The sequence below is a fragment of the Pontimicrobium sp. SW4 genome, from assembly GCF_039954625.1.
In the GTDB taxonomy this organism is placed as follows: Bacteria; Bacteroidota; Bacteroidia; order Flavobacteriales; family Flavobacteriaceae; genus Pontimicrobium.
The window spans coordinates 2265157-2291195 of the sequence record NZ_CP157199.1 but is presented as its reverse complement, the minus strand read 5'-3'; the positions used below and the strand labels follow the sequence as shown (position 1 = coordinate 2291195).

The window sequence follows — 26039 nt, the reverse complement described above, 5'->3', positions numbered from 1 at the left end:
TGTCCAACTATTTTTTTATTTAACATAGTCACAATTTTTGTGCCAAATTAAAATATATGAGTAAAAATCTCACTAGTAGGAGCGAAGACTATTCAAAATGGTATAACGAACTGGTTGTTAAGGCTGATATGGCTGAAAACTCGGCAGTTAGAGGTTGTATGGTAATAAAACCTTATGGTTATGCTATTTGGGAGAAGATGCAAGCTGAATTGGATAGAATGTTTAAAGAAACTGGACATCAAAATGCATATTTTCCATTATTTGTGCCTAAAAGTTTGTTTGAAGCCGAAGAGAAAAATGCCGAAGGCTTTGCCAAAGAGTGTGCTATTGTAACTCATTACAGATTGCAAAACGATCCTGATAATGAAGGAAAACTAAGAGTTGATCCTGAAGCGAAACTTGAAGAAGAACTGATTGTAAGACCTACAAGTGAAGCAATTATTTGGAATACCTATAAAGGCTGGATTCAATCGTACAGAGATTTACCATTATTAATAAACCAATGGGCAAATGTTGTACGTTGGGAAATGCGTACACGTTTGTTTTTGCGTACTGCGGAGTTTTTATGGCAAGAAGGGCATACAGCTCATGCAACCAAAGAAGAAGCTTGGGAAGAAACAAAGCTAATAAATAATGTTTATGCCGACTTTGCTGAAAACTTTATGGCGATTCCTGTTATTCAAGGATTAAAAACTGAGAGCGAACGTTTTGCAGGAGCCGAGGAAACCATGTGTATAGAAGCACTAATGCAGGATGGAAAGGCGTTGCAAGCTGGAACATCACATTTTTTAGGTCAGAATTTTGCTAAAGCTTTTGATGTGAAATTCACAAATAAAGAAGGGAAACAAGACTATGTTTGGGCAACGTCCTGGGGAGTATCTACACGATTAATGGGAGCTTTAATTATGACTCATAGTGATGATAAAGGCTTGGTTTTACCTCCAAATTTAGCGCCAAATCAAGTAGTCATTGTACCTATTTATAGAAGTGATGAGCAATTAGATGAGGTATCTAAAGTAGCCAATAAAATAATAGCAGACTTAAGAGTAAAAGGTGTTTCTGTGAAATTTGATAACAGAACTACTTTTAGACCAGGAGCAAAATTTGCACAACACGAATTGCAAGGTGTGCCGTTACGTATAGCTATTGGTCCAAAAGATTTAGAAAATGGAACAGTAGAGTTGGCTAGAAGAGATACATTAACTAAAGAAGTAGTTTCTTTGGATGCACTTACTGAAACTGTTGAGAGTTTAATGAAAGAAATTCAAGATGCATTATTTAACAAGGCACTTAATTTTAGAAACTCTCATATTACTGAAGTAGATACGTTTGATGAGTTTAAAGAAGTTTTAGAGAATAAAACAGGGTTTATTTCTGCGCATTGGGATGGTACATCAGAAACTGAAAATAAAATTAAAGAACTAACAAAAGCGACTATTAGGTGTATTCCTATCGATAATGAAGTTGAAGCAGGTAAATGTGTGTACTCAGGAAACGCTTCTAAACAGCGAGTTTTATTTGCAAAAGCTTATTAATAATAAATTTTGCGAAAAAAATCATTAAGAAGTTGCAACATTTAAAAATAGTTGTATTTTTGCATCCGCAATGGAAACATTGTAAGTTATTTGAAAACAATTAGGAGTTTAAAAATTTAGAATTAAATTTGCAAACTCAAAATAAAATGGCCCGTTCGTCTATCGGCTAGGACGCCAGGTTTTCATCCTGGTAAGAGGGGTTCGATTCCCCTACGGGCTACAACGATTTAAAAAAAACAAAATGGCAAATCATAAGTCAGCGTTAAAAAGAATTAGAAGTAACGAAGCAAAACGCTTAAGAAATAAGTATCAGCATAAAACCACACGTAATGCTATTAAAAAATTACGTGATATGGAAAAGAAAAAAGATGCTGAAAAATTATTTCCTTCAGTTATTTCAATGATTGATAAATTAGCTAAGAAAAATATTATCCATGATAATAAAGCAGCTAATTTAAAGTCTGGACTTGCTAAGCACATTGCTGCTTTATAGTAAGTACGTTACAACTTTTATAAAATAAAAAAAGCTTCTCTTAAAGAGAGGCTTTTTTATTTGGCAATAAGCAAAGCCTTAGTTTTTAACTAAGGCTTTGCTTATTTATTATTGTTTGAAGCTTTTGAACTAACTATTCATTGAAATTAAAAACTCTTCATTATTTTTAGTTTGTTTGAAGCGATCGTTAATAAATTCCATAGCTTCTACAGGGTTCATATCTGCTAAGTATTTACGCATTACCCACATTCTTTGTATTGTAGCTTCGTCTAACAAAATATCATCACGACGCGTACTTGAAGATGTTAAATCAATAGCAGGGAAAATTCTTCTATTAGATATTTTTCTATCTAACTGTAATTCCATGTTGCCAGTTCCTTTAAATTCTTCAAAAATTACTTCGTCCATTTTAGATCCAGTTTCAGTTAATGCAGTAGCAATAATTGTTAAGGATCCTCCATTTTCTATATTACGAGCAGCACCAAAGAAACGTTTTGGCTTATGCAAAGCATTGGCGTCAACACCACCACTTAATATTTTACCAGAAGCAGGTTGAACGGTGTTATACGCTCTTGCTAAACGTGTAATAGAATCTAAAAGTATTACAACATCATAACCACATTCTACAAGTCTCTTAGCTTTTTCTAGTACGATGTTTGCAATTTTCACATGTTCGTTTGCTTCCTTATCAAATGTTGAAGCAATTACTTCGCCTCTAACATTACGTTGCATATCTGTTACCTCTTCTGGTCGTTCATCAATTAATAATATCATTTGATAAACTTCAGGATGATTTGCAGCAATTGCATTTGCTACATCTTTTAGTAGCATTGTTTTACCTGTTTTTGGTTGCGATACAATCATACCACGTTGTCCTTTTCCAATAGGTGAAAACAAATCCATAATTCTAGTAGAAATAGTACTTTGTTTTTCAGCTATATTGAATTTTTCCTGTGGGAAAAGCGGTGTAAGATGCTCAAAAGATACACGGTCTCTTACTACTTGGGGATCGAGTCCATTAATTTTTGTTACTTTAATTAGAGGGAAATATTTTTCGCCCTCTTTAGGTGGTCTTACATTTCCTAAAACGGTATCTCCCTTTTTTAAACCAAATAATCTTATTTGAGATTGCGATACATAAATATCATCTGGAGATGATAAGTAATTGTAATCTGATGAGCGTAAGAAACCATAACCATCTTGCATAACGTCTAGAACGCCTTCGCTTTCTATGATAGCGTCAAATTCAAAATCTGGTTCACGATAACGGTTACGATTGTCCTTGTTTCCGTTATTGCCTTGGTTACCTTTGTTTTGGTTGCCTTTATTTTGATTTCTATTTTGATTTCTATCTTTATCTTTTTGAGGACGATTTTGAGGCTCTCTTTTTTGTAAGTCGTTGTTTGTAGATTCTGGCTGTTTAGGTTCTCTTTTTTGAGAATCTTTATTTGAAGGCTCAGGTTTTTGAGGGATTACTTCCTTTTTTTGTTGATCTTTAGCAATATCTGGATTGTTTTCAGATTTTTCTTTAAAATCAATTGTTTTTTGAGAAGGCGCGTCATTATTTCTTTGTACACGCTCTCTCTTTTGTCGTTGAGGTCTCGGACGTTCTTTATCAGCTTTTTGAGGAGCTGGAGCCGAAGTTGGATTTGCAGCTTGATAATCTAAGATCTGATAAACCAAATCAAGTTTTTTTAATGAACGATACTTAGAGATGTTCAGGTTTTTAGCTATTTCCTGTAATTCAGGAAGCTTTTTTTCTTTTAATTGTGAAATTTCAAACATTGTTGAATTAATATAAATGGGTTTTTAAGAAATTAAATTGTTCCTATTTTCCTTTGGGAAATTGAGAGAATAATTTATATGTTTTTTTTGAAGATTTAAAGTCGTGCGGTACAGTATGTTGCACAATACTACTGCAATTATACAACTTTATTTTTAATAAATAGTATATGTTTTAAAAAGAACTATTATTTTTGTCTTTCAAATTTTATAAAGAATGCTTCAAAGAATTCAAACAATTTATCTTTTAGTTGCTGCTGGGATTTCGGCAGGATTAATTTTTGTGTTTGATTTGTGGACAACAAACGAAGGTATTTCTTTTTTTGCAAAAAATGAAATGTTGTACTTGGGTCTATTTTGTGGCTCAGCATTGTTATCTTTGAGTGCAATATTTATGTTTAAAAACAGGAAGTCTCAGTTTGTTATGGGGCGACTTAACATCATATTAAACTTTATTTTACTAGGATTATTTGTGTATCGATCACTAAATTTATCTGGAGAAACTACGGTTTCTGAGAAAGGTATTGGGATTCTTCTACCTATTTTTTCTATCGTATTTTTGGTTTTAGCCAATAAAGCCATAAAAAAGGATGAAGAACTTGTAAAATCTGTAGACCGATTAAGATAAACCTATCATCTTAGTAGTATTAGTGCGTGAAAGCTCAAAGTGAAAACTTTGGGCTTTCTTTTTATCGCTTAAATTCAATCACTTCTAAGTTTTGAATTTTTTTGTTATCAATTTCAAAACGTAGCATTGTTCTTACAGTATGAAATCCATGTTTGCCAATGGCACCTGGATTCATGTGTAAAAGATTTAATTTTTTATCAGGCATCACTTTTAGAATATGTGAGTGACCACATATAAATACATCTGGTGGATTAGATATTATCTCATTCTTTATTCTTGGGCTATATCTTTTTGGATAACCTCCAATATGTGTAATCCAAATATTTACGCTTTCACAAGTAAATCTATTGTTTTCAGGGAATTCAGCTCTAACCTCATGGCTGTCAATATTACCATAAACTGCTCGTAAAGGTTTTATTTTTTTTATTGTATCAGTAACTTGTATATCGCCAATATCTCCTGCGTGCCAAACTTCGTCAGCTTTTTTAACGTGTTTAATTATATCGTCTCCAATATAGCTGTGAGTGTCTGAGAGCAAAAGTATTTTCTTCATATATAAGTAATGACTATTAGCTTATTTAATTATAAAATGTTAATCATAAATCTAAAGTCGTAAATCTATTTATCTTTGTTTACTATTAACAAAAGTATCAAAATAGATTGAGGTATTTTATTGAACTTTCCTATAATGGAAAAGCTTACCATGGATGGCAAAATCAACCTAATGAAATTTCGGTTCAAGAAGTATTAGAGAAAGCGTTGTCTACTTTGCTAAGAGAGACTATTGCTATTGTTGGAGCTGGACGGACAGATGCAGGTGTACATGCTAAACAGATGTTTGCGCATTTTGATACCAATGTAGAGTTTTTAGCAGAAGATTTGATTTATAAATTGAATTCTTTTTTACCAAAGGATATAGCTATACATTCTGTTTTTCAGGTTTCTAGTGATGCACACGCACGGTTTAATGCCTTAAGTAGAAGTTATGTTTATAAAATTTCATTAACTAAAAATGTGTTTGATTATAATTATTCTTATAATTTTAATCTTCCGTTAGATGTTGATGTAATGAATAAGGCGTGTAAGGTGTTATTTGATTATGAAAACTTTAAATGTTTTTCAAAAAGTAATACTGATGTTAAAACATATAATTGCAACATTATGAATGCTGAATGGGTAAAAGAAAATGAAACGCTTATTTTTTCGATTACTGCAAATCGTTTTTTGCGAAATATGGTAAGAGCTATAGTTGGAACAATGATGGAAGTTGGCTTAGGAAAAATTAGTATTGAGCAATTTCACAATATTATAACATCGCAAGATAGATCAAAAGCTGGAGCGTCGGTTCCTGGACATGGTTTATATTTAACCAAAATTGATTACCCAAATCATATTTTAAAAGTAAATGACTAAAAAGAAAGAAAACGTTTTTGATACCAAGCTCTTCAAGAGGTTGTTGTTTTATATAAAGCCTTATCGCTGGGTATTTGTGGTCTCTTTAGTGACTGTTATAGGGTTAGCTGTGTTTGGTGCATTACGACCTAAAGTTTTGCAATTAGCAATTGATGAGAATATTACTAGTCAACAATTTGAAGGTTTTTTGCCTTATATAATTGCTATGTTGGTGCTTTTAATTTTAGAAGTTTCTAGTAATTTGTTATTTATTTATTATGCTGGTTGGCTTGGGCAATCGGTTGTTAGGGATATTAGGGTGAAGCTTTTTAAACACATTCTAGGGTTTAAAATGAAATATTATAACAATTCATCAGTAGGTGTTTTAATTACCAGAGCAGTGACGGATATGGAGCGTATCGCTGATATTTTTGGTCAAGGGCTTTTCATGATTTTTAGTGATATTCTAAAAATGCTATTCGTAGGTATTATGATGTCCTTAATGAATTGGCGTTTAAGTATTATAGTGTTTTGCACATTACCATTTGTTTTAATAGCAACAAAGATTTTTCAGAAATACATGAAAAAAGCCTTTGAAGAAGTTCGTAACGAAGTATCTAACCTAAATTCGTTTGTACAAGAACGTGTTACAGGAATGAAAATTTTACAACTGTTTGCACGTGAAGATATTGAATATAAAAATTTTAAAGCAATTAACGAACGCCATAAAAAAGGCTGGTTAAAAACGGTTTGGTATAACTCTATTTTCTTTCCAATAGCAGAATTATTGTCATCGCTTACTCTTGGATTGGTGGTTTGGTTTGGAGGTTTAAATGTGGTTTTAGAGCAAACAACGTCATTGGGAGATTTAACAGCATTTATAATGATGATTCCTATGATGTTTCGTCCATTAAACCAGATAGCCAATAAGTTTAATACACTTCAAATGGGAATGGTCGCTGCCGATCGAGTATTCAAGGTGTTGGATACCACTTCTAATATTGATGATTCAGGAGAAGTAATTGCATCACATTTTAAAGGAGATATTTCATTTAATAATGTTCATTTTTCTTATGTTGAAGACGAAGAAGTACTCAAAGGTATTTCGTTTGATGTGAAAGCTGGAGATATGGTTGCCATAGTTGGTGCTACTGGAGCTGGAAAGTCGACCATTATTAATTTATTGAATCGTTTTTATAAAATTGATTCAGGAGATATTTTAATAGATGATACCAATATCAAAGAAGTGACATTAAACTCACTTAGAAGACAAGTTGCTGTAGTACTACAAGATGTGTTTTTGTTTGCAGACACTATTTTGAACAATATAACTTTAAGAGACCCTAACATTACAGAAAAGCAAGTTCAAAAGGCTGCAAAGCAAATAGGCATTCACGATTTTATAATGAGCTTACCAAATGGCTATTATTATAATGTAAAAGAGCGTGGTGTGATGCTATCGTCTGGACAGCGTCAATTAATTTCTTTCTTAAGAGCGTATGTAACCAATCCGAGTATTTTAATATTAGATGAGGCCACGTCATCAGTAGATTCTTATTCTGAACAATTAATACAAGATGCTACTGATAAAATTACTGAAGGTAGAACCTCTATTGTTATTGCACACAGATTAGCAACAGTAAAAAAAGCTAACAATATTATAGTATTGGATGCAGGTGAAATTGTGGAACAAGGGACACATGCTGAGCTTTTAGAAAAGCAAGATGGTTATTATCGTAATTTATACGAAGTGCAGTTTTTGCAAGAGGAGATAGCTTAGGGAGCTTACTTTTGTTTTTTTGACGAAAAGTTAAGTCAAGTCTTCCTTAATTTTTTCAACAAGTTCTTCAGTGTTTTTATACATAATAAATTCGCCATTTTTAATATAAGAAATTTGTCCTGTTTCTTCGGAAACTACAATGGCAAGTGCGTCTGTTTTTTCAGTAATTCCTATGGCAGCACGATGTCTTAAGCCAAATCGTTCTGGGATGTTTTTTTCATTGTTAACTGGAAGAATAACGCGTGTTGCTTTAATAACATTCTCTGCTATAATTATAGCACCGTCATGTAAAGGACTGTTCTTAAAAAAAATACTTTCCAAAATGGGTTGGGTAACCTTAATATTCATTTCGTCTCCAGTAGCTAATAAAAAGTCAAGGTTATTGTTGCGTTCTAATACAATTAAAGCGCCTGTTTTTGAACTTCCCATTTTTACACAAGCAGCTACAACTGTTTCAGCTTCTGTATCATGGATAGCTTGGGTTCTTAAAAAATTTAGGCGTTTAGTTATACCACTTTTAGAACCAATGTTAGTGGAGCCAATCATTAATAGAAATTTTCTAATTTCTGGTTGAAACACTACAATTAAGGCAATAATACCTACACTCATAAACCCACCAAGAATCTTAGTAAGCATTTTCATTTGTAAAGCATCAACTAGTAAAAAAATAAGATATGTAATAACAATACCTACAAAAATATTGATAGCAACAGTTCCTTTAATTAGCTTGTAAACGTAGTATAGTAGTAGAGCTACTAAAATAATATCTATAACATCTAGAACAGTAAATTTTAATAAGTCGTCAAATATTTCCAAGCCTAGGTTGTATTTTAAATTTTAATAAATATAGTTAATTATAGATTATTTCTTGATTTAAAACTTCTAAGCCATTTGATTTAACTGAAAGCAACTTACTTTTAATACTAATATAATCTTGAAACGATAATTTAGAATTGAATGACAGTTTAATTGTAAGTTTTCCAGACTCCACTAATGTATCTATCAGCTTAAAAAAGCTGTTAAAATCATATTCTTCAATTTCTATATGATTTTCAAATTCACTTTTAATTTCAATTTGCCCTAGAGAGTTAAATTTTACTTCACCTAAATAATTTTCTGAAGAAAATTCAGGTTCAAGTTTATTAGTATGATTGATTTGAAAGTCAATATCAGTAAACTCAATAAAAGACAGGTTTTTTAACTCTATATTATTACAGGTAAAGTAGTTGTGAAAACTATGCTTTTCATCGCCTTGTCGCTTTTCTTGTAAGTACTGTAAGTGAGGCAAAATTTGTTTAAGTGTTAAGCGTTTATCGATATTTACAAGCCAATTGGTAGCACTAATCATATTTCTACGGTTAAATTCTATACTATCATTTTCTTCATCATAGAACATATAGACTGGTGACACATCTACAACTTCAGTAATATCTTTATTAGTAGTTTCTGGTAATTGTACTACACGCTTATTACATGAGCTTAATAAACAAAATGTAAAAAAGAGAGTTATTATTTTTTTCATTTATTTAATATTTGGTATGGGTCTTTGCTTGTCAAATGCCCATTATGGGCCTTCATTAATTAAGTTGATTTGTAAGTTTTACGCATTCCATGGCTTCTTTAACATCATGAACACGTAATATGTTTGCGCCTTTTAACAAAGCAATAGTATTTAACGATGTGGTGCCATTTAAAACTTCGTTTGGATTAGTGTCTAATATTTTATAAATCATAGATTTTCTACTCACACCAACAAGCATTGGTAATTCTACCATATTTAGTAATTCCAGATGATTTAAAAGAGAATAATTGTGTTCAAGTGTTTTAGAAAACCCAAAGCCAGGATCTATAATAATATCGTTTATTCTATGAGATCTCGCTTCGGCTACTCTTTCAGAAAAGTAATAAATAATCTCTTTAATCAAATCATTATAATCTGTGTATTGTTGCATGGTTTGTGGCGTTCCTTTCATATGCATCATCACATAAGGGACTCCCAGTTTACCGACGGTCTCTAGCATTTTTTTATCTAACTTTCCACCAGAAATATCATTTATAATAGCAGCACCTGTATTTATACACTCCTTTGCAATATTACTTCTAAAGGTGTCAATAGATAAATTAATACTTGGAAATTGTTTAATAAGTAATTCAACAATTGGAATGATTCGTTTCAATTCTTCAGCTTCACTTACATGATTAGCTTCTGGGCGTGAACTATAAGCTCCAACATCAATAAACGTAGCACCTTCGCTTAACATATTTTCAACTTGATTTAAAATGGAAGCATCATTTTTGTAGCGTCCTCCATCGTAAAAAGAATCAGGAGTTATATTTAAAATTCCCATGACCTTTGGTGTAGATAAATCAATAAGTGTTCCTTTACAATTAATGGTCATTCGTCGAGTATTCTGGTTTGTGAATTTGCTGTTTTAAAATAAACTTTGAATAGTTCTAAATTTAAGCGAAATTTACGCAAAATTCAATTGACTTTATGCAAAATACTTCAAAACAATATGACGAGGTGATATCTACTTGTAGAGAGCTGTTTGTGAACAAAATGAGCGATTATGGAAGTGCCTGGAGAATACTAAGATTACCTTCTTTAACTGACCAGATTTTTATAAAAGCGCAGCGCATAAGAGGATTGCAACAAAATGATGTACAAAAAGTAGATGAAGGAGAAGTAAGCGAGTTTATAGGAATAATTAATTATTGTATTATGGCTTTAATACAATTAGAAAAAGGTGTGGTTGAGCAACCAGACTTATCGGTAGATGAAGCTACTAAGCTATATGATGAGCAAGTAGCAATAACAAAACAGCTTATGCAAGATAAAAACCATGATTATGGTGAAGCTTGGAGAGATATGCGTGTGAGTTCGTTAACCGATTTAATTTTACAAAAACTATTGCGTGTAAAACAAATAGAAGATAACTCAGGAAAAACCATTGTAAGTGAAGGTATTGATGCTAATTATCAAGATATGATTAATTATGCCATTTTTGCTTTAATCCATATTAGAGAACAAGAATAATTTACAGACGAAAACCAAATAACTTATGAAAATTTTAGTTGCAATTTCAAGAATACTAGTTGGTGTTTTATTTATTATTTCAGGATTAATAAAACTAAATGACCCTTTAGGGTTTTCATATAAATTGCAAGAATATTTCAGTACAGATGTTTTAAATATCCCTTTTTTAGAGCCTTATGCTTTAGGTATTTCTGTAATTGTTGTAGTGTTTGAAGTCGTTCTTGGTGTGTTTTTGTTAATTGGCTATAAACCTAAATTTACTGTTTGGAGCTTGTTAGGAATGATTGTTTTCTTCACGTTCCTTACGTTCTATTCGGCATATTTTGATAAGGTTAAAGATTGTGGTTGTTTTGGAGATGCTTTAAAATTGACACCTTGGGAAAGTTTTACTAAAGATGTTATTTTACTGGTTTTTATTCTAGTACTGTTCTATGGCATGAAACATATAAAACCTATTTTCACAAAATTGCCAACAACCATTATTGCATTAGTGAGTTTTATTTGGTGTTTATGGTTTGGATATCATGTATTAATGCATTTGCCTACAGTAGATTTTAGAGCATACAAAATAGGTGATAACCTCATAGAAAATATGAGTACACCAGAAGATGCTCCAAAGGCTATTCAAGAATTTACATGGACGTTTAAAGTAAATGGAGAAGAAAAAGAATTTGTGACCAACGGTTCATATCCAACAGTAGATGGCGAATACGTAGGTGTAGAAACTAAAGTTATAAAAGAAGGTTATCAACCATCAATTTTAGATTTTTCTATTGAAACTGACGAAGGCGATATGACCCAAGAAATTTTAGCAGAAGAGAAGCTAGTAATAATAGTATCATATAGTTTGGATAGCGCTGAAAAAGATGGGCTAGCAGCGTTTATGGCTAAAGCTAAAGAAGCAGCAGATAAAGGTTACAAGGTTATAGGATTAACAGCTTCTGGAGCTGAAGCTAAAGAGCGCATAAAGGCAGATTATAATTTCGATTTCGAATTTTATTCATGTGATGAAAAAGCCTTAAAAACAGTAGTTCGCGCTAATCCAGGTATTTTAGAACTAAGCAAGGGAACTGTAAAACAAAAAGTACATTGGAACGATATTGATGATCTTAAACTTTAATATTTGATTAACTACTTTCTAAATAAAGCATTTTACGCATTACTTACATTATTTGGAGTTGTTACAGTTATTTTCTTTTTGTTTAATGTGCTTCCTGGTGACCCTGCTCAAATGATGTTGGGTCAAAATGAAGATAGTGAGCAACTAGCCATTGTAAAAGCAAAATATGGTTTTGATAAGCCAGTTGGAACACAATATTTATATTATTTAAATGATTTGTCGCCAATATCATTTCATTCAAATTCTGAAGACGATTACACATATTTAAGAGACAACAAATACTCAGCTAGTAAATTATTTACCATTGGAAATACTACCACAGTTTTAAAATTTCCGTATTTAAGAGAATCTTTTACTAAGCAAGGAAAAAAAGTAAGTCAAGTATTGGGTGAAACACTACCAAACACATTTGTTTTGGCAGTTTCGGCCATTATAATTGCGATGGTATTAGGATTAGTTTTAGGCGTTGTATCTGCACGTTTTAAAGATACTTGGTTAGATAAATTGATCCAAATTGTAAGTACGTTAGGTATGAGTGTGCCTTCATTTTTTAGTGCGATATTATTTGCATGGTTTTTTGGTTTCTTATTACATGAATATACCAATTTAGAAATGACAGGAAGTTTATATGAACTAGATGATTTTGGAGAAAAAAATACCATACAATGGAAAAATTTAATTCTTCCAGCCATTGTTTTGGGGATTCGTCCCTTGGCAGTGGTTATTCAATTAATGAGAAACTCTTTGCTTGAAGTATTAAATCAAGATTATATTCGTACAGCAAGATCAAAAGGATTGAGCGAATTACAAGTTATTAAAAACCATGCAATAAAAAATGCATTAAATCCTGTTGTGACCGCTATTTCAGGATGGTTTGCATCAATGCTAGCAGGTGCAGTATTTGTGGAGTATATTTTTGGTTGGAATGGTTTAGGAAAAGAAATAGTAAACTCTTTAAATACTTTAGATTTACCAGTAATAATGGGATCGGTGTTAATCATTGCTCTCATGTTTATTATCATAAATATTTTTGTAGATATTATATACACCTGGTTAGATCCAAAAGTTAAATTACAGTAATAGAAACATAAGAAAATGAGAAAGCAAATTGTAGCAGGAAACTGGAAAATGAATAATGACTTATCAGAAACGGAATTGCTCATTACTAACTTAAAAAAACAAAATAAAACATCTACAGCTGAGGTCATGATTGCACCATCTTTTGTGAATCTATATCATGCTTTTGAAGCTTTAAGAATCCATGATATTGAGGTGGTTGCTCAAAACATGCATTTTGCCGAAAGCGGTGCTTTTACAGGCGAAGTAAGTGCAAGTATGCTTAAAAGTGTTGGTGTAAAAACAGTCATTTTAGGTCATAGTGAACGTCGTGCATATTTTAACGAAACAGACGAGGATTTAGCTAAAAAGGTAGATGCTGCTTTAAGTAATAATATGAATGTAATTTTTTGTTTTGGAGAAGAATTAACCGATAGAAAATCTGGTAATCACGAAGCTGTTGTTGAAAACCAAATTAAAAATGCTTTGTTTCATTTATCAAATGATACTTGGAGCAATATAGTTTTAGCGTACGAGCCTGTTTGGGCTATTGGCACAGGTGAAACTGCTAGCCCAGAGCAAGCACAAGATATGCATGCTTTTATTAGAAAAACAGTATCAAATAAATACGGTGATTCAATTGCGAATGATGTTCCTATTCTTTACGGAGGAAGTGTAAAGCCTAACAATGCCAAAGAGATTTTTTCTAAGCAAGATGTTGATGGAGGTTTAATAGGTGGTGCATCACTTAATGCCGAAGATTTCTACAACATTGTAAACGCTTTTTAGAAATATGTCAAACACAATTTATATTGGTTATTATTTTATTGTAGAGCCTTTAGTTCCAGCGGTAGAAATTCTTATTGCAGAACTTGGATATGCAGGATTTGAAAGTTTCGTAGAAACAGAAAATGGCGTCACAGCCTATATTCAAAAAGAAGAATGGAGTAGTGATATTTTGGATGATGTCCAAATTCTAAAGTCCGACGAATTTAAAATCAGTTACACATTTGATCAGATAGAACAAACCAATTGGAATGAAGAGTGGGAAAAGAATTTTCAACCAATAGTTGTTGATGATGTTTGTACAGTGAGAGCACCTTTTCATAATGTGTCTAAGACGAAACACGACATTATAATCGAGCCAAAAATGAGTTTTGGCACAGGACATCATGAAACTACACATATGATGATTCAACATATTTTAAATAATGATTTCACAAACAAATCGGTGTTAGATATGGGTTGTGGTACAGGGGTTTTAGCAATTTTGGCCGAAATAAAAGGTGCTACAAGAATAGATGCAATAGATATTGATAATTGGTGTTATTTAAATAGTTTAGAGAATATCGAGCGAAATAATTGCAAACATATTTCGGTATATGAAGGTGATGCAAGTCTTTTAAAAGAAAAAGAGTATGATGTTATTATAGCAAACATTAACAGAAATATTTTATTAGCAGATATGTCAAAATATGTTACTTGTCTTAAAAAAGAAGGACTGTTATTTTTAAGCGGATTTTACAAAGATGATATCCCAATAATTAATAAGGAATCCTCTAAATATGGATTGAAACTTAAAGAAAAGTTAGAAAGAAATAACTGGGTTTCACTAAAATTTATAAATTAGTAAAAAATTACCCCATGAGTACAAAGGAAAAATTATTAGAAAAAGTTTCTATAAAGGAGGAAATTGTTAAACAAAACGAGATTGTTTTATTTAATGACGATGTTAATACTTTTGATCATGTAATAGATACACTTGTAGATGTTTGTGATCACTCAGCAGAACAAGCTGAACAATGTGCACTTATAGTACATTATAAAGGTAAATGTACAGTAAAAACAGGCGAGTATGACTATTTAGAACCGCGTTGTACTATGTTGCTAAAAGCAGGTTTAAGTGCTGAAATAGTTTAATTATTCATTCTACCAACTGCGCAACTTACAAAAGATTTTGCTTTTTTAGTTAGCGGATTATTTTCGCCAACAATTGGATATCCAAGTTTAGATAGGAGTACTTTGGCTTCGGTTAAATGAGTAGCTTCTTCATAATCAAAGCTAACAGTGTTATCATCATTATTAACTACAACATTGTTAATATGATCAATCGCACTCAGTCTCGTGGTAATAGTATTTGCACAACCACCGCATTTCAAGTTTTGTATTTCTAAGGTAGTTTTCATAATGTATATAGCTTTTGGTATCTACATACCAAGATACTGCCTGTAGTTATACTTTTATAAGAATTTTATAAAATAAATAAAACAACTAGATTTAAGTATTTTTTATGACTTTTTGTAAAATGATAAAAATAGTGATTGTATGTAATTGTCTTGTTAAATAAGACTTTTCAAAAGAATTGAAGCCTGTAATGAATATTTTCCAGTTTTATAGTTTTTTTTCTTTTCAAAATGGAGATTGATGATTTCACCATATTTTGTGTTTTGTTCAATTTTATGAATGAGGTTAATTATGTCATTATAATTTCCTTCTAATTGAAATTGATAAGTTTTTTCTGTATGATTATTATTGTTATATATGTGAGGTTCTAAAAACTCTATAATCTTTAGTTTATGGCTTTTTGAGTAGGAATTAATAGTTTGGAGTAGATTGTTTTGTATTGACTTCCCATTTAGTTTGTGCTTATTTAATATAGAATCATAGTGTCGTTTTTTTTGTGATAAAAGAGATAGTTGTTTTGGAGCAGTCTTTGTTAATTCATTTTGTATTTTTAAAGACTCGAGTTCTTTTTTCAATGTTAGGGTGTTAGAAATCGCCAATTTGTAGCATAAAATCAATGCAATTAAAACTCCAAAAACTAATATTCTATTTTTAGTTTTATAATTCATTTTTCATTTTAATAATAACTTTAAAGTTTGCCTTAGAATTTGTTATATCATTATAATCGCTGACGGTTATTGTGTTTATCCATTTTTTTCTTTCTAAGTCATTAATCCATTTTGTAAAATTATCACTGTGAATAGATTCTCCAGTTAAAAAAATAGATTCAGAATCAACTTCTATTAGTTTATTTTTTTGAATTTTTTTAGAAAGTGGGTGATAGTCAAGATTTGAAAATAATATAGTTTCTGGTATGCTTTTAATAATATCATTTATGAAGTATGAACTTTTAGAATTGCTAATGGCAAGTAAATCTTCAGTTATTTTTTGTATTTCATCTACCTCATTTGTTAGAGTTATAATTTTTTGTTGTAAAGTTTGATTACTATTACTAATTAAACTTAAACTATTCACTTTAGTATAATAGTTATTGTAAAATAGAAAGTTAATTAGAAGTACTACAAGGAAAAAAGCGATGGCACTACTAGAAAACAATTTAAAAAAGCGGATTTCTTTAAATCGATTAATTTGAAATTCTTTTAGTATGTTTAAATTGGAAGAGGTAATTTTTTGATTAACAATTGTTTGTAATGCTCCTGCAAGAGAAAGCAACTCTCTACTACTACTTTTTATACCATTAACATTGTATGTAATAGTTTTTTCTTCAGTAATTTTTTGTACGTTTTCTATTTTTGAATTTCTAGTAGAAATTATAGCGTTAGAGGTTAATATTTTATCACTTTCTATATGTTTTAAAATCGAAGAAATTATTGAGTTTCCAAGAAAAATATTTATAATATTTATGCTTAAAATAGCATATTCTTGGACTAAACCTTCAACATAACTCTTTCTACAAATTGAAATATATGAAACAGATTGCTGCCTCAAAATTTCATAATAAATATCATCAATTTTAATATTTGGAAAAGCTGAGTAAATTAACTTTATATCATCAAGATCATTATTAGCTATGCTTTTTGTTAGAACTTGGTCATTATTAATAATAAGCGAAACATGTTGCCCATTCTTTAGCTTTTTGGAAATAGCATCTACATTTTTTTCTTCAATATTTGAATGAATGTCAATTTCATTTTTATTCTTCTTGAGAATAAGACCATAGATAACATCGTTTCCATTTTGTGAACTATGTTCTAAGCTACAAAATAAATGTCCATAAAGGAAATGAGATACTACTTTTTTAATAGGTAACAATTGGTTTTATTAGAATGGTTAATTTTGATTTAGATGTTGAGCGTTTGCGTTTACTAAACAAGTATTTTATTAAAGGAATTTTTGCCAAAAATGGTACTCCAGAACCAGAATTACTTTTCATTTGCTCTTCTAACCCACCAAGAATTGCTATATCTTGGTCTTGCATACGTATAATTGAACTGAAATTACGGGATATAACATCTGGTGGCGCATCATCAGCAATTCTAGAGCCAAAACTAGATTGAACTACCGAAATGTCTAATATAACTTGACCGTCACCCGAGACAGATGGCTTAATGGTTAAGCCTAATTCTGCATCTATGGGTAGATAATTTGTGATTTCCGATGTTTGAGGGTTGTCAGATCCGTAAATGTTTCTTCGTGTCACAGCATAAAAGGACGTTTGTCCATTAGAAAAAGTAGCTCGGTGGCTATTAAGTGTTGATAATTTTGGAGTTGATCTAATTTTTAAATCACCGTTAGATTCCATCGCTTTTATAGTTGCGAAAAAATTTGGGCCTACTTTTCCTAAGTTAAAACCTGCAAAATTGTTAAAACTTCCAAGTAATTTATTTACTGTTGCTGCGCCTAGAGTTGCGTCTGTTTCAGGAAAAAGGGCTCCTTTAGTTGTAGAAGGTTCATTGCCAATTCCCCAACTTACTCCAGTTTCTATATCAGCAGTTTTCTTTGCTTCTATAATCCATACTTCAATTAAAATATTTGGTACGCGTTTATCTAGTTTTGAAATAAACTTCTTGAATCGCTCTACTGATGATGCAACTCCAGTTACATAAAAACTATTAAGTTCATAATCTACTTTTATGTCTAAATCTTTGGTTAACTCTTCAGGTATCACACTAAGTAGAGATTCATTATTATTAATGCCATGCCCAGCTCTAGTACTTAGGCTATTATTAGATTGTGTATTTCTATTATTACTATTATTGTTTCTCGAAGTATTTCCATTAAAGTTTTGTCCATAATCATCATTTATACCATTCAAATTATTTAACACTTTAGAAGAAATATTATTGGCTCCGTTCGAATTTGAAGGGTCTGCTAGTAATTCAACTGAACGATATTGAAGATGAATAACTTCTACAGTTCTGATACTTAATTGATCTTCGGTTCCGAAAAAATACAAATCACCTTCTTTTTTAAAATTAAAAAGAGGATTGCTCTTACTTTCAACTGGGTTGCTGTTTCTATTGGAATTTGTATTTGATTGATTTGTTCCAGTTATATTTTGTGATTCAAACATTTTCACCAATAATTCATCAAAAGAAATCTCTTTAGACTTAAGAGTCACAATTCCAGCTTTTTCTAAAGGAGTTGCTGTAAAAATATCAATATTTAAGTCACTACTTATTTCATGGATGACATTAGCAATTGGTTTTTTATTAAAGTCAACTTCTAGAAGTTTCTCCTCATAATTTAAAATTTTATATGAATTATCAATGCTTCTATCTTTAAAAGTGCCTTTTTTTTCAGCACTATCTTGAGTTAGATGATTTTCAAATCTCCAAAAACCATCTTTCGTTTTTTCTGTATATAAATTATTAGCAAGTGCCAATTTATACATGGCTACATCAAATTCAACATCTTTTATATAAGACGTTAAAGGTGTGTTTTCTAGTCCAGGAGCAAATACTAAGTTCTTTCCAGAAACATCTATAATACGTTTAAAAAGATCGTAAACTTTATCTTCTTTTGCGTCAATGGTAATAGTATTATTGTTTTGATTATAAGTTACAGGAATAATACGTTTTTCTATAGGTTTTTCAGGAATAGAAAATGGTTTTATTGCAATAATACTCCCAGTAAACTCCATAGTAAGATTATACTCTTTACATAAAAATAGTAAAAGATCAAAAACAGTTACTTCAGGAAAATTATTAATAACCATTAAGTTATTTAAATCTGAAGAAACATTAATATTGATTTTGTGAATTTCTGATACTGCCTTTAATAAATTTGGCAAAGTAATACTTGATACTTGAATCTTGGTTTTGTAGTTTTCAGTAAGTCCAGTATTTTCAATAGATAATAATTCTAATTTGTACCTCAAGTCTGAAATTCTCTTGTCATTATCTTGCGAATAAACAATGTTGAAAGTTAAAAAAAGCACCAAATAAAATAGTTTCTTCATAATTGTTTTTATTAGAATTGTAAAGTCAATCGACCAGTAATGAGTATACCTCTTCAACAGATGTTATGCCTTTTTGTATTAAATCGATAGCATTATCTTTTAAAGTCTTGATATTGTGTTCTCTTAAATAATTATCTATTTCTAGATCATTATTTTTAACATGAAATATGAGCGATTTTGTAATGGGTATAATTTCATAAATAGCTTTTCTTCCTTTATATCCAGTATGATGGCATTTATTGCAGCCTTGTGCGATAGTATGTCTTTTTAAATTAATAGGAGCATTAAAATTTTCAGGAAAAATTTCTTTATAAACTTTAGCTTCCTTTTTACAGTTTGTGCATAGAACTCTTACTAGCCTTTGAGCAACACTTGCATTTAAAGTGCTTGCTATTAAAAACGAAGGAATATTCATGTCTATTAGTCTAGAAACAGTAGCCCATGCTGAATTTGTATGTATAGTCGATAAAACTAAATGACCAGTTAATGCAGCTCTTATGGCCATATTGGCTGTTTTAACATCACGAATTTCACCAACCATTATTATATCTGGATCTTGTCTTAAAAAGGTTCTTAAAGTATTTGGAAAATCAAGTCCAATATTTTCTTTTAGCTGTACTTGATTTATACCATCTAGGGTATACTCAATAGGATCTTCAATAGTTAAAATGTTAGTTTTATTATCGTTAAGTAGTTTTAAAGTGGCATATAATGTTGTGGTTTTTCCAGAACCTGTTGGGCCAGATATAAGTACAATTCCATTAGGAGTTTTTATAGTTTCTTTATAGATTCGGAGCTCTTCGGTTGTAAATCCTAAATCTTCTAATGAAATATGGCTAGCATCCTTGCTTAAAATACGTAATACAATTTTTTCTCCATATAAAGTGGGTAAACTAGACACTCGTATATCAAATTCATCAAGGTTCATTTTAATAGTTATACGTCCATCTTGTGGTAGTCGTTTTTCTGAAATATCTAGACCAGCTTTAATTTTAAGTTTATTAACAATTATTGGATATTCATCAATTGATATAAGATAATATTCTTTTAATTTGCCGTCTAATCTAAACCTAACACGGCATCTGTTTTCATAAGGTTCAAAATGGATATCACTACTGCCAATATGTTTTGCAGTTAATAATAGATTCTGTAAAAAGTCAGAGCTGTAGTGTAAGTTTTTATTGGTGATCCCAGTGTTTTTTCTAAAATTCTTTGCTAGATAACTTTGGATATTTTCTACACTTTCAGGAAGTAATTTAATTTCTTTTCCAAGAACAATTTGTAATTCCTTTCTTAAATCTTCCGATGTATTGTGAGATTTAAAAACTAAAGTGCCATTATCATTTTTTGATGGAACAATGTTGTAGTGGTATGCCTGATCACTACTAATTAATTGCAAAAGAGATGTGGGTATGTCAAAAGAATGATCCATAATTAAATAAGGTATAAGGAATTGATAATTCCTACCCAGTCTGCCAAATAGGTAAGTCCAAAAAACAAACTCATGTACCCAGCCAATGGCACTGTGGACTCTTTTTTATTAATAACAATGTGAAGAATGAGTGAAAAAATAAGAGCACTAATAAAAATAATGATAAAAGAAACTGAAGCAAAGGTAAAAGACAATCCTAAAAATAATAATATGTCTCCAAGCCCAATAACCTTATGAAAAGGCAAGCTTAATTTATATTTGGCATACAAAAAAATAATAGTTAATAAGCAAGAAATAAAACAAAGGTTTATTATTACGGAAGTATAAAATACTACCTGTATGGATTTAGTATAATATATAATACCAAACAATAAAGTACAAACTGGAAATAGAAACCAATATACTTTACGTTCTTTAATATCTTGATAAAGAATCGTTAATAGACATAGTATTAATAAAATTTTAATTAGAATCATTAATCTTTTACAATTTGTTTTGGAGTTCCTATTTCATCAATTTCCCAAACATTATATATCCCATCACCATCAAAATCAGATACTGCTATGGCTCTCGCTTTAAAGTTGCTATTTGTAGCACTAATAATTTCATATGTATAATTGCTAGTGCCATTTTCTTTAACTGTTTTTGGTGCTTCAAAATCTAATTCATTTAATTCTATGGCATATTTAGAGTACATATATCTATAGGTAGTTTGCGAATTATAAATATATTTTAGTTGTGTTTGCGCTTCCATACTTTTAGTCTTGCTAATTAATGGCATTAAATTAGGTAAGGCTAATAATATTAAAATGCCAATTATTGCCAAGACTAATAATACTTCTTGTAAATTATATGCTGGCACTTTTAAATAGTGTGAGTTCAATTTCATTCTAATTATTTTTAAATAAAACCTTTTTCTATTGCTATTTCTAAAAGAACTTTATCTTCTTTATTTTCTATTTGAAAAATTTCTTTTAGGTTTCGTTTTCGCCTCTCAACTCCACTTTTAGAGAGTCTAATATAGTCTGGGATATCTTTTGTTTTAGTTCCTTTTGAAAGCAAGTATAATAACTGTCTGTCAATTTTATCAAGTACAACTTCATTAGACACATGTCGTCTTATCAATTTCAATACTCTATCACTATAATAAGGAGGGTTAGTTAATACTTTAGAAATTGCTTTCATTATGTCGTTAAAGCCAACTTCATTTTTAATTATAAATCCATCTGGATCTAAATTTTGTAAAATGTTGTTTAACCTATAGTTATCTTGATGAGATGTAAAAACAATTATTTTAACATCTGGGAAAGTGTTTTTTAACTCTATCCCTAAATCCTCACCAGATAAGAGTTCTTTACATTTTGAAGCAGGAATATTTATATCAAGTAATACTAAATCAAGAGGCGTACCTTTTACAGCCTTATTTATTTCTAATAATGCCGAATCACAATCCCTAGAGGATTGTATTTTAAAATCCAACTTTGAACTAATGTTACTTAAATGCCCAAAAATGTGTTCTAACGAGTTTATTATTAGTGGTTCGTCTTCCACTATCAATACATTAACTTTACTCATGTCAATTGTCAATTTTATGTTCTAGTTCTTAAGGAGGATCATAAAATTATTTTAGACCAAGGTAATGGTATCTTATTACATTTCGATAAGGTTTTAGCTTATAAATAATAAGGTTTTTGCTTAGTTATAAATATTTTTTTTGAATTAAAGCATACTAAGCTAAGGAATTAGCTCACTTTTAGTAAGGTAAATTTTCTTTTTTTCTAAGGTTTTAGCTCATCCGAGAATCATGATAATGTTCTAAGTTTATTAACTGAAAAGATGTTAAAATTTTAAGCACATTATCATGAAAGTATTATATAATCTAATTACTTGTTTTTGTCTTCTATTTGCTTTTTCTATATCAGGTCAAACTAATACGTTTCCAACAACTGGTAATGTTGGAATTGGAACCATAAATCCTAATCGAAAATTGGAAATCTTCAGTGGATTAGGAAGTTTAAATGAAGTGCAACTTAGACTAGGAACATCTTCTCAATATTTTTGGGACATAGGTAGAGATATGTCGAATGGGAATTTTAAAATAGTTGACTATTCGGGGAATGTTCATTTTAATATAAACCAAAGCAATGGAAATATAGGTATAGGGTCATTGACTCCAAGTCGAAAGTTAGAAGTCTTCAGTGGGTTAGGAAGCTTAAATGAAGTTCAGCTTAGGCTAGGAACGTCTTCTCAATATTTTTGGGACATAGGTAGAGATATGTCGAATGGGAATTTTAAAATAGTTGACTATTCAGGAAATGCTCATTTCAACATAAATCAAAACGATGGTAATGTAGGTATAGGCACAACTACTCCAACAGAAAAATTAGAAGTTAATGGTAACGGAGCCTCAATAAAATTAAGTACGCTTTCTAGTCCAAATAATTATTTTTTAAAGCTTACTTCTAATTATGATGCGAGTAATAGATTTACTTTTCAAGACGGTAATCAAGTTTTTCTTCAAAACAAAACTATAGCTGGCGTTGGAGAAGTAGATAATTCACATTTATTTTTAAGTAATTATTATGGAATTGGATTTGCTACTCATACAAGTGACCCTACGTCCAGTTCCTCTGTTAAATTATTTATTAGTGGTGCTTCTGGAAATAGTGGAAATGTTGGTATTGGAACTACAACACCTACAGATAAATTGGATGTTGTGGGAGATCTCAAGCTTAGAGGTTACAATGCAACTGATGATGGCCCCTTAAGCGCTTTAAAGTTTTTTAATAGATATTCATCTTCTAATAGTGTTTTAGCGCAAATTCAGGCAAGAAGAGGAGGTGGTAGTCACCAAAAGGGAGATTTAGCTTTTTATGTTAAAGATGGTACTAATTTAATTGAATCATTTAGAGCTATTTCTAATGGTAATGTTGGTATAGGAATAACTAACCCATTGGCATTAGTTGACATATCAAAAACTGTTGCTTCTAGTCAACCGATACTAAATTTAAATTATCCTTGGGATAAAAGCGATCTTGTTAAAATAAATAGAGGAAGTTCCAAAATGGTAACAATTGGTAATGGAGGAGGTACTTATACACATGGAACGATGGAAATGTTTGCCACTAATCAATCCAACATAAAAATATCAGCTTCACCTATTGTACCATCTTATTTTAACGCAGGTAAAGTTGGTATTGGTACAACAACACCAGACTCCAAACTAACTGTTAAAGGAAATATACACGCAGAAGAAGTAAAAGTGGATTTATCGGTTCCTGGACCTGATTATGTATTTGCAAATGATTATGAATTAACCTCGCTCGAACAACTACAACAATATATAAATACGAATAAGCATCTGCCTAATATTCCTTCAGCAAAAGAAATGGAAGCTAATGGTATTGAGTTAGGAGTGATGAATATGAAGTTATTGGAGAAAATTGAGGAGCTCACCCTTTATACATTAGAGCAGCAAAAACAATTAGAAGACAAAGATTCAAAAATAAGAATTTTAGATAAAAAACTGAATGCTCAAGAAGAGCGTCTAAAAAAAATAGAAGAATTTATTAAAAAACAATAAAGATGAAAAAGCAAATTTTACTGCTAGTAGCATTATGCTTATCAATGTATTCATTTTCACAAGTAATAAGTAATGAGGCTTTTAGTCTTTCAAATTCTTTTGGAGACTTACAAATGAGAAGGTATGTTGATGGAGATTTAGTTTTTAAACGCGCTCTAGTACCTAGTGCTACACTACTTAATATTAATTACGCTGGCGATTTTACATCAGGAGTAAAGATACATGGTTTAAAATTAGTTGTTGATGGTAATGTTGGTATTGGAACGGCTAACCCTGGAGCTTTATTTGATATTCACAGTACAAAAACCTATGATCACTGGCTGTCAAGAATGAACACTAATGGTAATAATTGGTCTGGGTTTTGGGAAACTAGCGATAATATTAGATTACTATTGCGTGATACTGATGGGAATATTGATGTCGATTTAAGACCAAATGGGTCATCATTTATAAATGGAGGAAATTTAGGTATTGGAATAACAAGTCCAACGGCTAAATTAGAGATTAATGATGATGCAGCAACTGGTAATGGATTAGTTATTGCAGGTGGAGGTTCTGGTGGTACACTTGCAGAATTTAAAAGAGACATTGGTGCCACAGGTTCTAGCCTTAAAATTCATGCCAGTAGTAATGATCCAACCCTAACCTTTACAAATAATACTACTAACATCTTTTCTATTGGAGTTGATGGAGGTAGCTATAAAATATCCGACAACGCAACTTTAGGAACAAATGATAGATTTGTTGTCAATTCTAATGGAAACATAGGTATAGGTGTCGAAACAGCCTCCTCAATATTAGATGTCAAAACCATAAATTATGGAAGTAATCAAGAAGGAGGTATTAACCTTTCTAGTTATTATAATAATATTAACCGTTGGACCACTCAAGTAGGTTTAAAGTCAACATCGGGAGGCTCACCGCGTTTTGCTATTACAACAAAACAAAGAGATGCTTCTAATGTAGAGTATGCTAATACGGAGGCTATTTCGATTCCTTTAAATTCTGGTAATGTTGGTATTGGTACCACTACTCCAGATTCTAAACTAACTGTTAAAGGAAATATACATGCAGAAGAGGTGAAAGTAGATTTGTCGGTTCCTGGACCTGATTATGTATTTAATGCAGATTATGATTTAACTTCTTTGGAAACTCTTCAAAATTATATAACGAAAAACAAGCATTTACCAAATATTCCATCAGCAAAAGAAATGGAAGCTAATGGTATTGAGTTAGGAGTTATGAATATGAAGTTACTGGAGAAAATTGAGGAACTCACTCTTTATACACTAGAGCAAGAAGAAAAATTAAAAAATCAAATGCAAATCAACAGTTCACTTAATAAGCGCTTAATAAGATTGGAGCAGCTGCTTTTAAACAAAGCAGAAACAACCAAAAAAGATTAAATCATATCAACGAATAAATAAGTATACAAATGAAAAAATTGACACTTCCATTATCGATTATAGCTTTAATAGTAAGCATTTTCACCATTTTAAAAACGCAATCATCCTCAGATTTGGTTTATGTAGATGTTAATAAGCTGCTCGATGGCTATAGCCGTACAAAAGTTGTAAAAGCCGCTTTCGAGGAAAAAGCAAAAACGCTTAATGCTAATGTTGATAGTTTAATGAACGATTGGCAAAAAGAAATAAAAACTTACGAAAAAGAACGCTCTAAAATGACAAAGAAAGAGCTGCAGCTTAAGCAAGAATTACTGGGCAATAAGCAACAGCAAATAAATAATTACCAACAGGCTATACAAAAGCAAATACAAGAGGAAGACAAAAAATCCACCCAAACGGTGATTAACGATATTAACGATTATATAAAAACTTACGGTAAAAAACATAAGTATAAAATAATTTTTGGTGCCAGTGGCGCTGGGAATATTATGTATGCCGAGGACGCTACAGATTTAACACAAAAAGTATTAGAAGGACTAAATGCAGAATTTGAAGGAAAATAATGTAAATAAATATGTCCGTTCGATTGA

Annotated in this window: 26 protein-coding genes and 1 tRNA gene; 15 read left to right on the top strand and 12 right to left on the bottom strand. The window is 30.9% G+C overall.

The genetic code is table 11. The features are described from left to right. Positions 1-56 precede the first annotated feature (56 nt). From proS to rpsT, 3 genes are all read left to right on the top strand, one after another. On the top strand, positions 57-1535 hold the full coding sequence (proS, locus tag ABGB03_RS10740) for a proline--tRNA ligase (RefSeq protein WP_347922515.1): 1479 nt from the start codon (positions 57-59) through the stop codon (positions 1533-1535). 148 nt (positions 1536-1683) lie between these two features. Next, positions 1684-1755, top strand: a tRNA-Glu gene (locus ABGB03_RS10735). A 21-nt stretch (positions 1756-1776) separates the two neighbouring features. Continuing rightward, complete coding sequence (gene rpsT, locus ABGB03_RS10730) at positions 1777-2028, top strand: 30S ribosomal protein S20 (protein WP_347922514.1); 252 nt, start codon at positions 1777-1779, stop codon at positions 2026-2028. A 129-nt stretch (positions 2029-2157) separates the two neighbouring features. Here the strand turns inward: rpsT and rho are convergent, their stop codons facing one another. Then, positions 2158-3813: a transcription termination factor Rho gene (gene rho, locus ABGB03_RS10725; RefSeq protein ID WP_347922513.1), complete on the bottom strand. Its 1656-nt coding sequence runs from the start codon at positions 3811-3813 to the stop codon at positions 2158-2160. A gap of 214 nt (positions 3814-4027) precedes the next feature. On the opposite strand from rho, the gene ABGB03_RS10720 reads away from it, so the two are divergent. Continuing rightward, positions 4028-4438: a DUF4293 domain-containing protein gene (locus ABGB03_RS10720; protein WP_347922512.1), complete on the top strand. Its 411-nt coding sequence runs from the start codon at positions 4028-4030 to the stop codon at positions 4436-4438. Positions 4439-4499: 61 nt separating this feature from the next. Here ABGB03_RS10720 and ABGB03_RS10715 read toward each other — a convergent pair whose 3' ends face one another. Further along, positions 4500-4991, bottom strand: coding sequence for a metallophosphoesterase family protein (locus ABGB03_RS10715; RefSeq protein ID WP_347922511.1), 492 nt, complete (start codon positions 4989-4991; stop codon positions 4500-4502). Positions 4992-5098: 107 nt separating this feature from the next. Here ABGB03_RS10715 and truA point away from each other — a divergent pair, with 107 nt between their 5' ends. Both truA and ABGB03_RS10705 read left to right on the top strand, forming a co-directional pair. Then, positions 5099-5851, top strand: a complete 753-nt coding sequence (gene truA / locus ABGB03_RS10710; protein ID WP_347922510.1) for a tRNA pseudouridine(38-40) synthase TruA — start codon at positions 5099-5101, stop codon at positions 5849-5851. Further along, a complete protein-coding gene (locus tag ABGB03_RS10705; RefSeq protein WP_347922509.1) occupies positions 5844-7610 on the top strand; it encodes an ABC transporter ATP-binding protein in 1767 nt (588 codons plus the stop codon). Before truA ends, ABGB03_RS10705 begins: the two co-directional genes overlap by 8 nt. A 30-nt stretch (positions 7611-7640) precedes the next feature. Here ABGB03_RS10705 and ABGB03_RS10700 read toward each other — a convergent pair whose 3' ends face one another. From ABGB03_RS10700 to folP, 3 genes are read right to left on the bottom strand one after another with little or no spacing between them, the layout of a single operon-like run. Further along, positions 7641-8426 carry a diadenylate cyclase gene (locus ABGB03_RS10700; protein ID WP_347922508.1) on the bottom strand — a complete coding sequence of 262 codons (786 nt, stop codon included), beginning with the start codon at positions 8424-8426 and terminating at the stop codon, positions 7641-7643. A 34-nt stretch (positions 8427-8460) separates the two neighbouring features. Continuing rightward, positions 8461-9132, bottom strand: coding sequence for a hypothetical protein (locus ABGB03_RS10695; protein WP_347922507.1), 672 nt, complete (start codon positions 9130-9132; stop codon positions 8461-8463). 55 nt (positions 9133-9187) lie between these two features. Beyond that, entirely contained in the window at positions 9188-10009 is an 822-nt protein-coding gene (folP, locus tag ABGB03_RS10690) for a dihydropteroate synthase (protein ID WP_347922506.1), read from the bottom strand. Between the two features lie 95 nt (positions 10010-10104). Here folP and ABGB03_RS10685 point away from each other — a divergent pair, with 95 nt between their 5' ends. The 6 genes from ABGB03_RS10685 to ABGB03_RS10660 are packed head-to-tail and all read left to right on the top strand — an operon-like array spanning position 10105 to position 14743. Next, on the top strand, positions 10105-10647 hold the full coding sequence (locus ABGB03_RS10685; RefSeq protein ID WP_347922505.1) for a DUF1599 domain-containing protein: 543 nt from the start codon (positions 10105-10107) through the stop codon (positions 10645-10647). Between the two features lie 25 nt (positions 10648-10672). Further along, entirely contained in the window at positions 10673-11767 is a 1095-nt protein-coding gene (locus ABGB03_RS10680; protein WP_347922504.1) for a BT_3928 family protein, read from the top strand. Between the two features lie 3 nt (positions 11768-11770). Further along, positions 11771-12847, top strand: coding sequence for an ABC transporter permease (locus tag ABGB03_RS10675; protein ID WP_347922503.1), 1077 nt, complete (start codon positions 11771-11773; stop codon positions 12845-12847). 15 nt (positions 12848-12862) lie between these two features. Further along, on the top strand, positions 12863-13612 hold the full coding sequence (gene tpiA, locus ABGB03_RS10670) for a triose-phosphate isomerase (RefSeq protein ID WP_347922502.1): 750 nt from the start codon (positions 12863-12865) through the stop codon (positions 13610-13612). A gap of 4 nt (positions 13613-13616) precedes the next feature. Further along, the gene (prmA, locus tag ABGB03_RS10665) at positions 13617-14453 is read left to right on the top strand and encodes a 50S ribosomal protein L11 methyltransferase (RefSeq protein WP_347922501.1); all 837 of its coding nucleotides are present in this window, start codon (positions 13617-13619) and stop codon (positions 14451-14453) included. 14 nt (positions 14454-14467) lie between these two features. Beyond that, positions 14468-14743 carry an ATP-dependent Clp protease adaptor ClpS gene (locus ABGB03_RS10660; RefSeq protein WP_347922500.1) on the top strand — a complete coding sequence of 92 codons (276 nt, stop codon included), beginning with the start codon at positions 14468-14470 and terminating at the stop codon, positions 14741-14743. Here ABGB03_RS10660 and ABGB03_RS10655 read toward each other — a convergent pair. From ABGB03_RS10655 to ABGB03_RS10625, 7 genes are all read right to left on the bottom strand, one after another. Then, positions 14740-15009 carry a heavy-metal-associated domain-containing protein gene (locus ABGB03_RS10655; protein ID WP_347922499.1) on the bottom strand — a complete coding sequence of 90 codons (270 nt, stop codon included), beginning with the start codon at positions 15007-15009 and terminating at the stop codon, positions 14740-14742. The two genes, ABGB03_RS10660 and ABGB03_RS10655, sit on opposite strands and share 4 nt — an antisense overlap. Before the next feature lie 153 nt (positions 15010-15162). Beyond that, on the bottom strand, positions 15163-15582 hold the full coding sequence (locus ABGB03_RS10650) for a hypothetical protein (protein WP_347922498.1): 420 nt from the start codon (positions 15580-15582) through the stop codon (positions 15163-15165). A gap of 82 nt (positions 15583-15664) precedes the next feature. Further along, positions 15665-16879 (bottom strand): hypothetical protein, encoded by a 1215-nt coding sequence (locus ABGB03_RS10645; protein ID WP_347922497.1) that lies wholly within the window; start codon positions 16877-16879, stop codon positions 15665-15667. Beyond that, a complete protein-coding gene (locus ABGB03_RS10640; protein ID WP_347922496.1) occupies positions 16866-19028 on the bottom strand; it encodes a hypothetical protein in 2163 nt (720 codons plus the stop codon). The genes ABGB03_RS10645 and ABGB03_RS10640 overlap by 14 nt, the downstream gene beginning before the upstream one ends. Before the next feature lie 25 nt (positions 19029-19053). Then, positions 19054-20460 carry a GspE/PulE family protein gene (locus ABGB03_RS10635; RefSeq protein WP_347922495.1) on the bottom strand — a complete coding sequence of 469 codons (1407 nt, stop codon included), beginning with the start codon at positions 20458-20460 and terminating at the stop codon, positions 19054-19056. A 475-nt stretch (positions 20461-20935) separates the two neighbouring features. Next, the gene (locus tag ABGB03_RS10630) at positions 20936-21349 is read right to left on the bottom strand and encodes a hypothetical protein (protein WP_347922494.1); all 414 of its coding nucleotides are present in this window, start codon (positions 21347-21349) and stop codon (positions 20936-20938) included. Positions 21350-21360: 11 nt separating this feature from the next. Continuing rightward, the gene (locus ABGB03_RS10625; protein WP_347922493.1) at positions 21361-22035 is read right to left on the bottom strand and encodes a response regulator; all 675 of its coding nucleotides are present in this window, start codon (positions 22033-22035) and stop codon (positions 21361-21363) included. Positions 22036-22321: 286 nt separating this feature from the next. On the opposite strand from ABGB03_RS10625, the gene ABGB03_RS10620 reads away from it, so the two are divergent. From ABGB03_RS10620 to ABGB03_RS10610, 3 genes are read left to right on the top strand one after another with little or no spacing between them, the layout of a single operon-like run. After that, positions 22322-24043: a hypothetical protein gene (locus ABGB03_RS10620; RefSeq protein ID WP_347922492.1), complete on the top strand. Its 1722-nt coding sequence runs from the start codon at positions 22322-22324 to the stop codon at positions 24041-24043. Between the two features lie 2 nt (positions 24044-24045). Next, on the top strand, positions 24046-25449 hold the full coding sequence (locus ABGB03_RS10615) for a hypothetical protein (protein WP_347922491.1): 1404 nt from the start codon (positions 24046-24048) through the stop codon (positions 25447-25449). A 29-nt stretch (positions 25450-25478) separates the two neighbouring features. Continuing rightward, a complete protein-coding gene (locus tag ABGB03_RS10610; RefSeq protein ID WP_347922490.1) occupies positions 25479-26012 on the top strand; it encodes an OmpH family outer membrane protein in 534 nt (177 codons plus the stop codon). Positions 26013-26039: the final 27 nt, after the last annotated feature.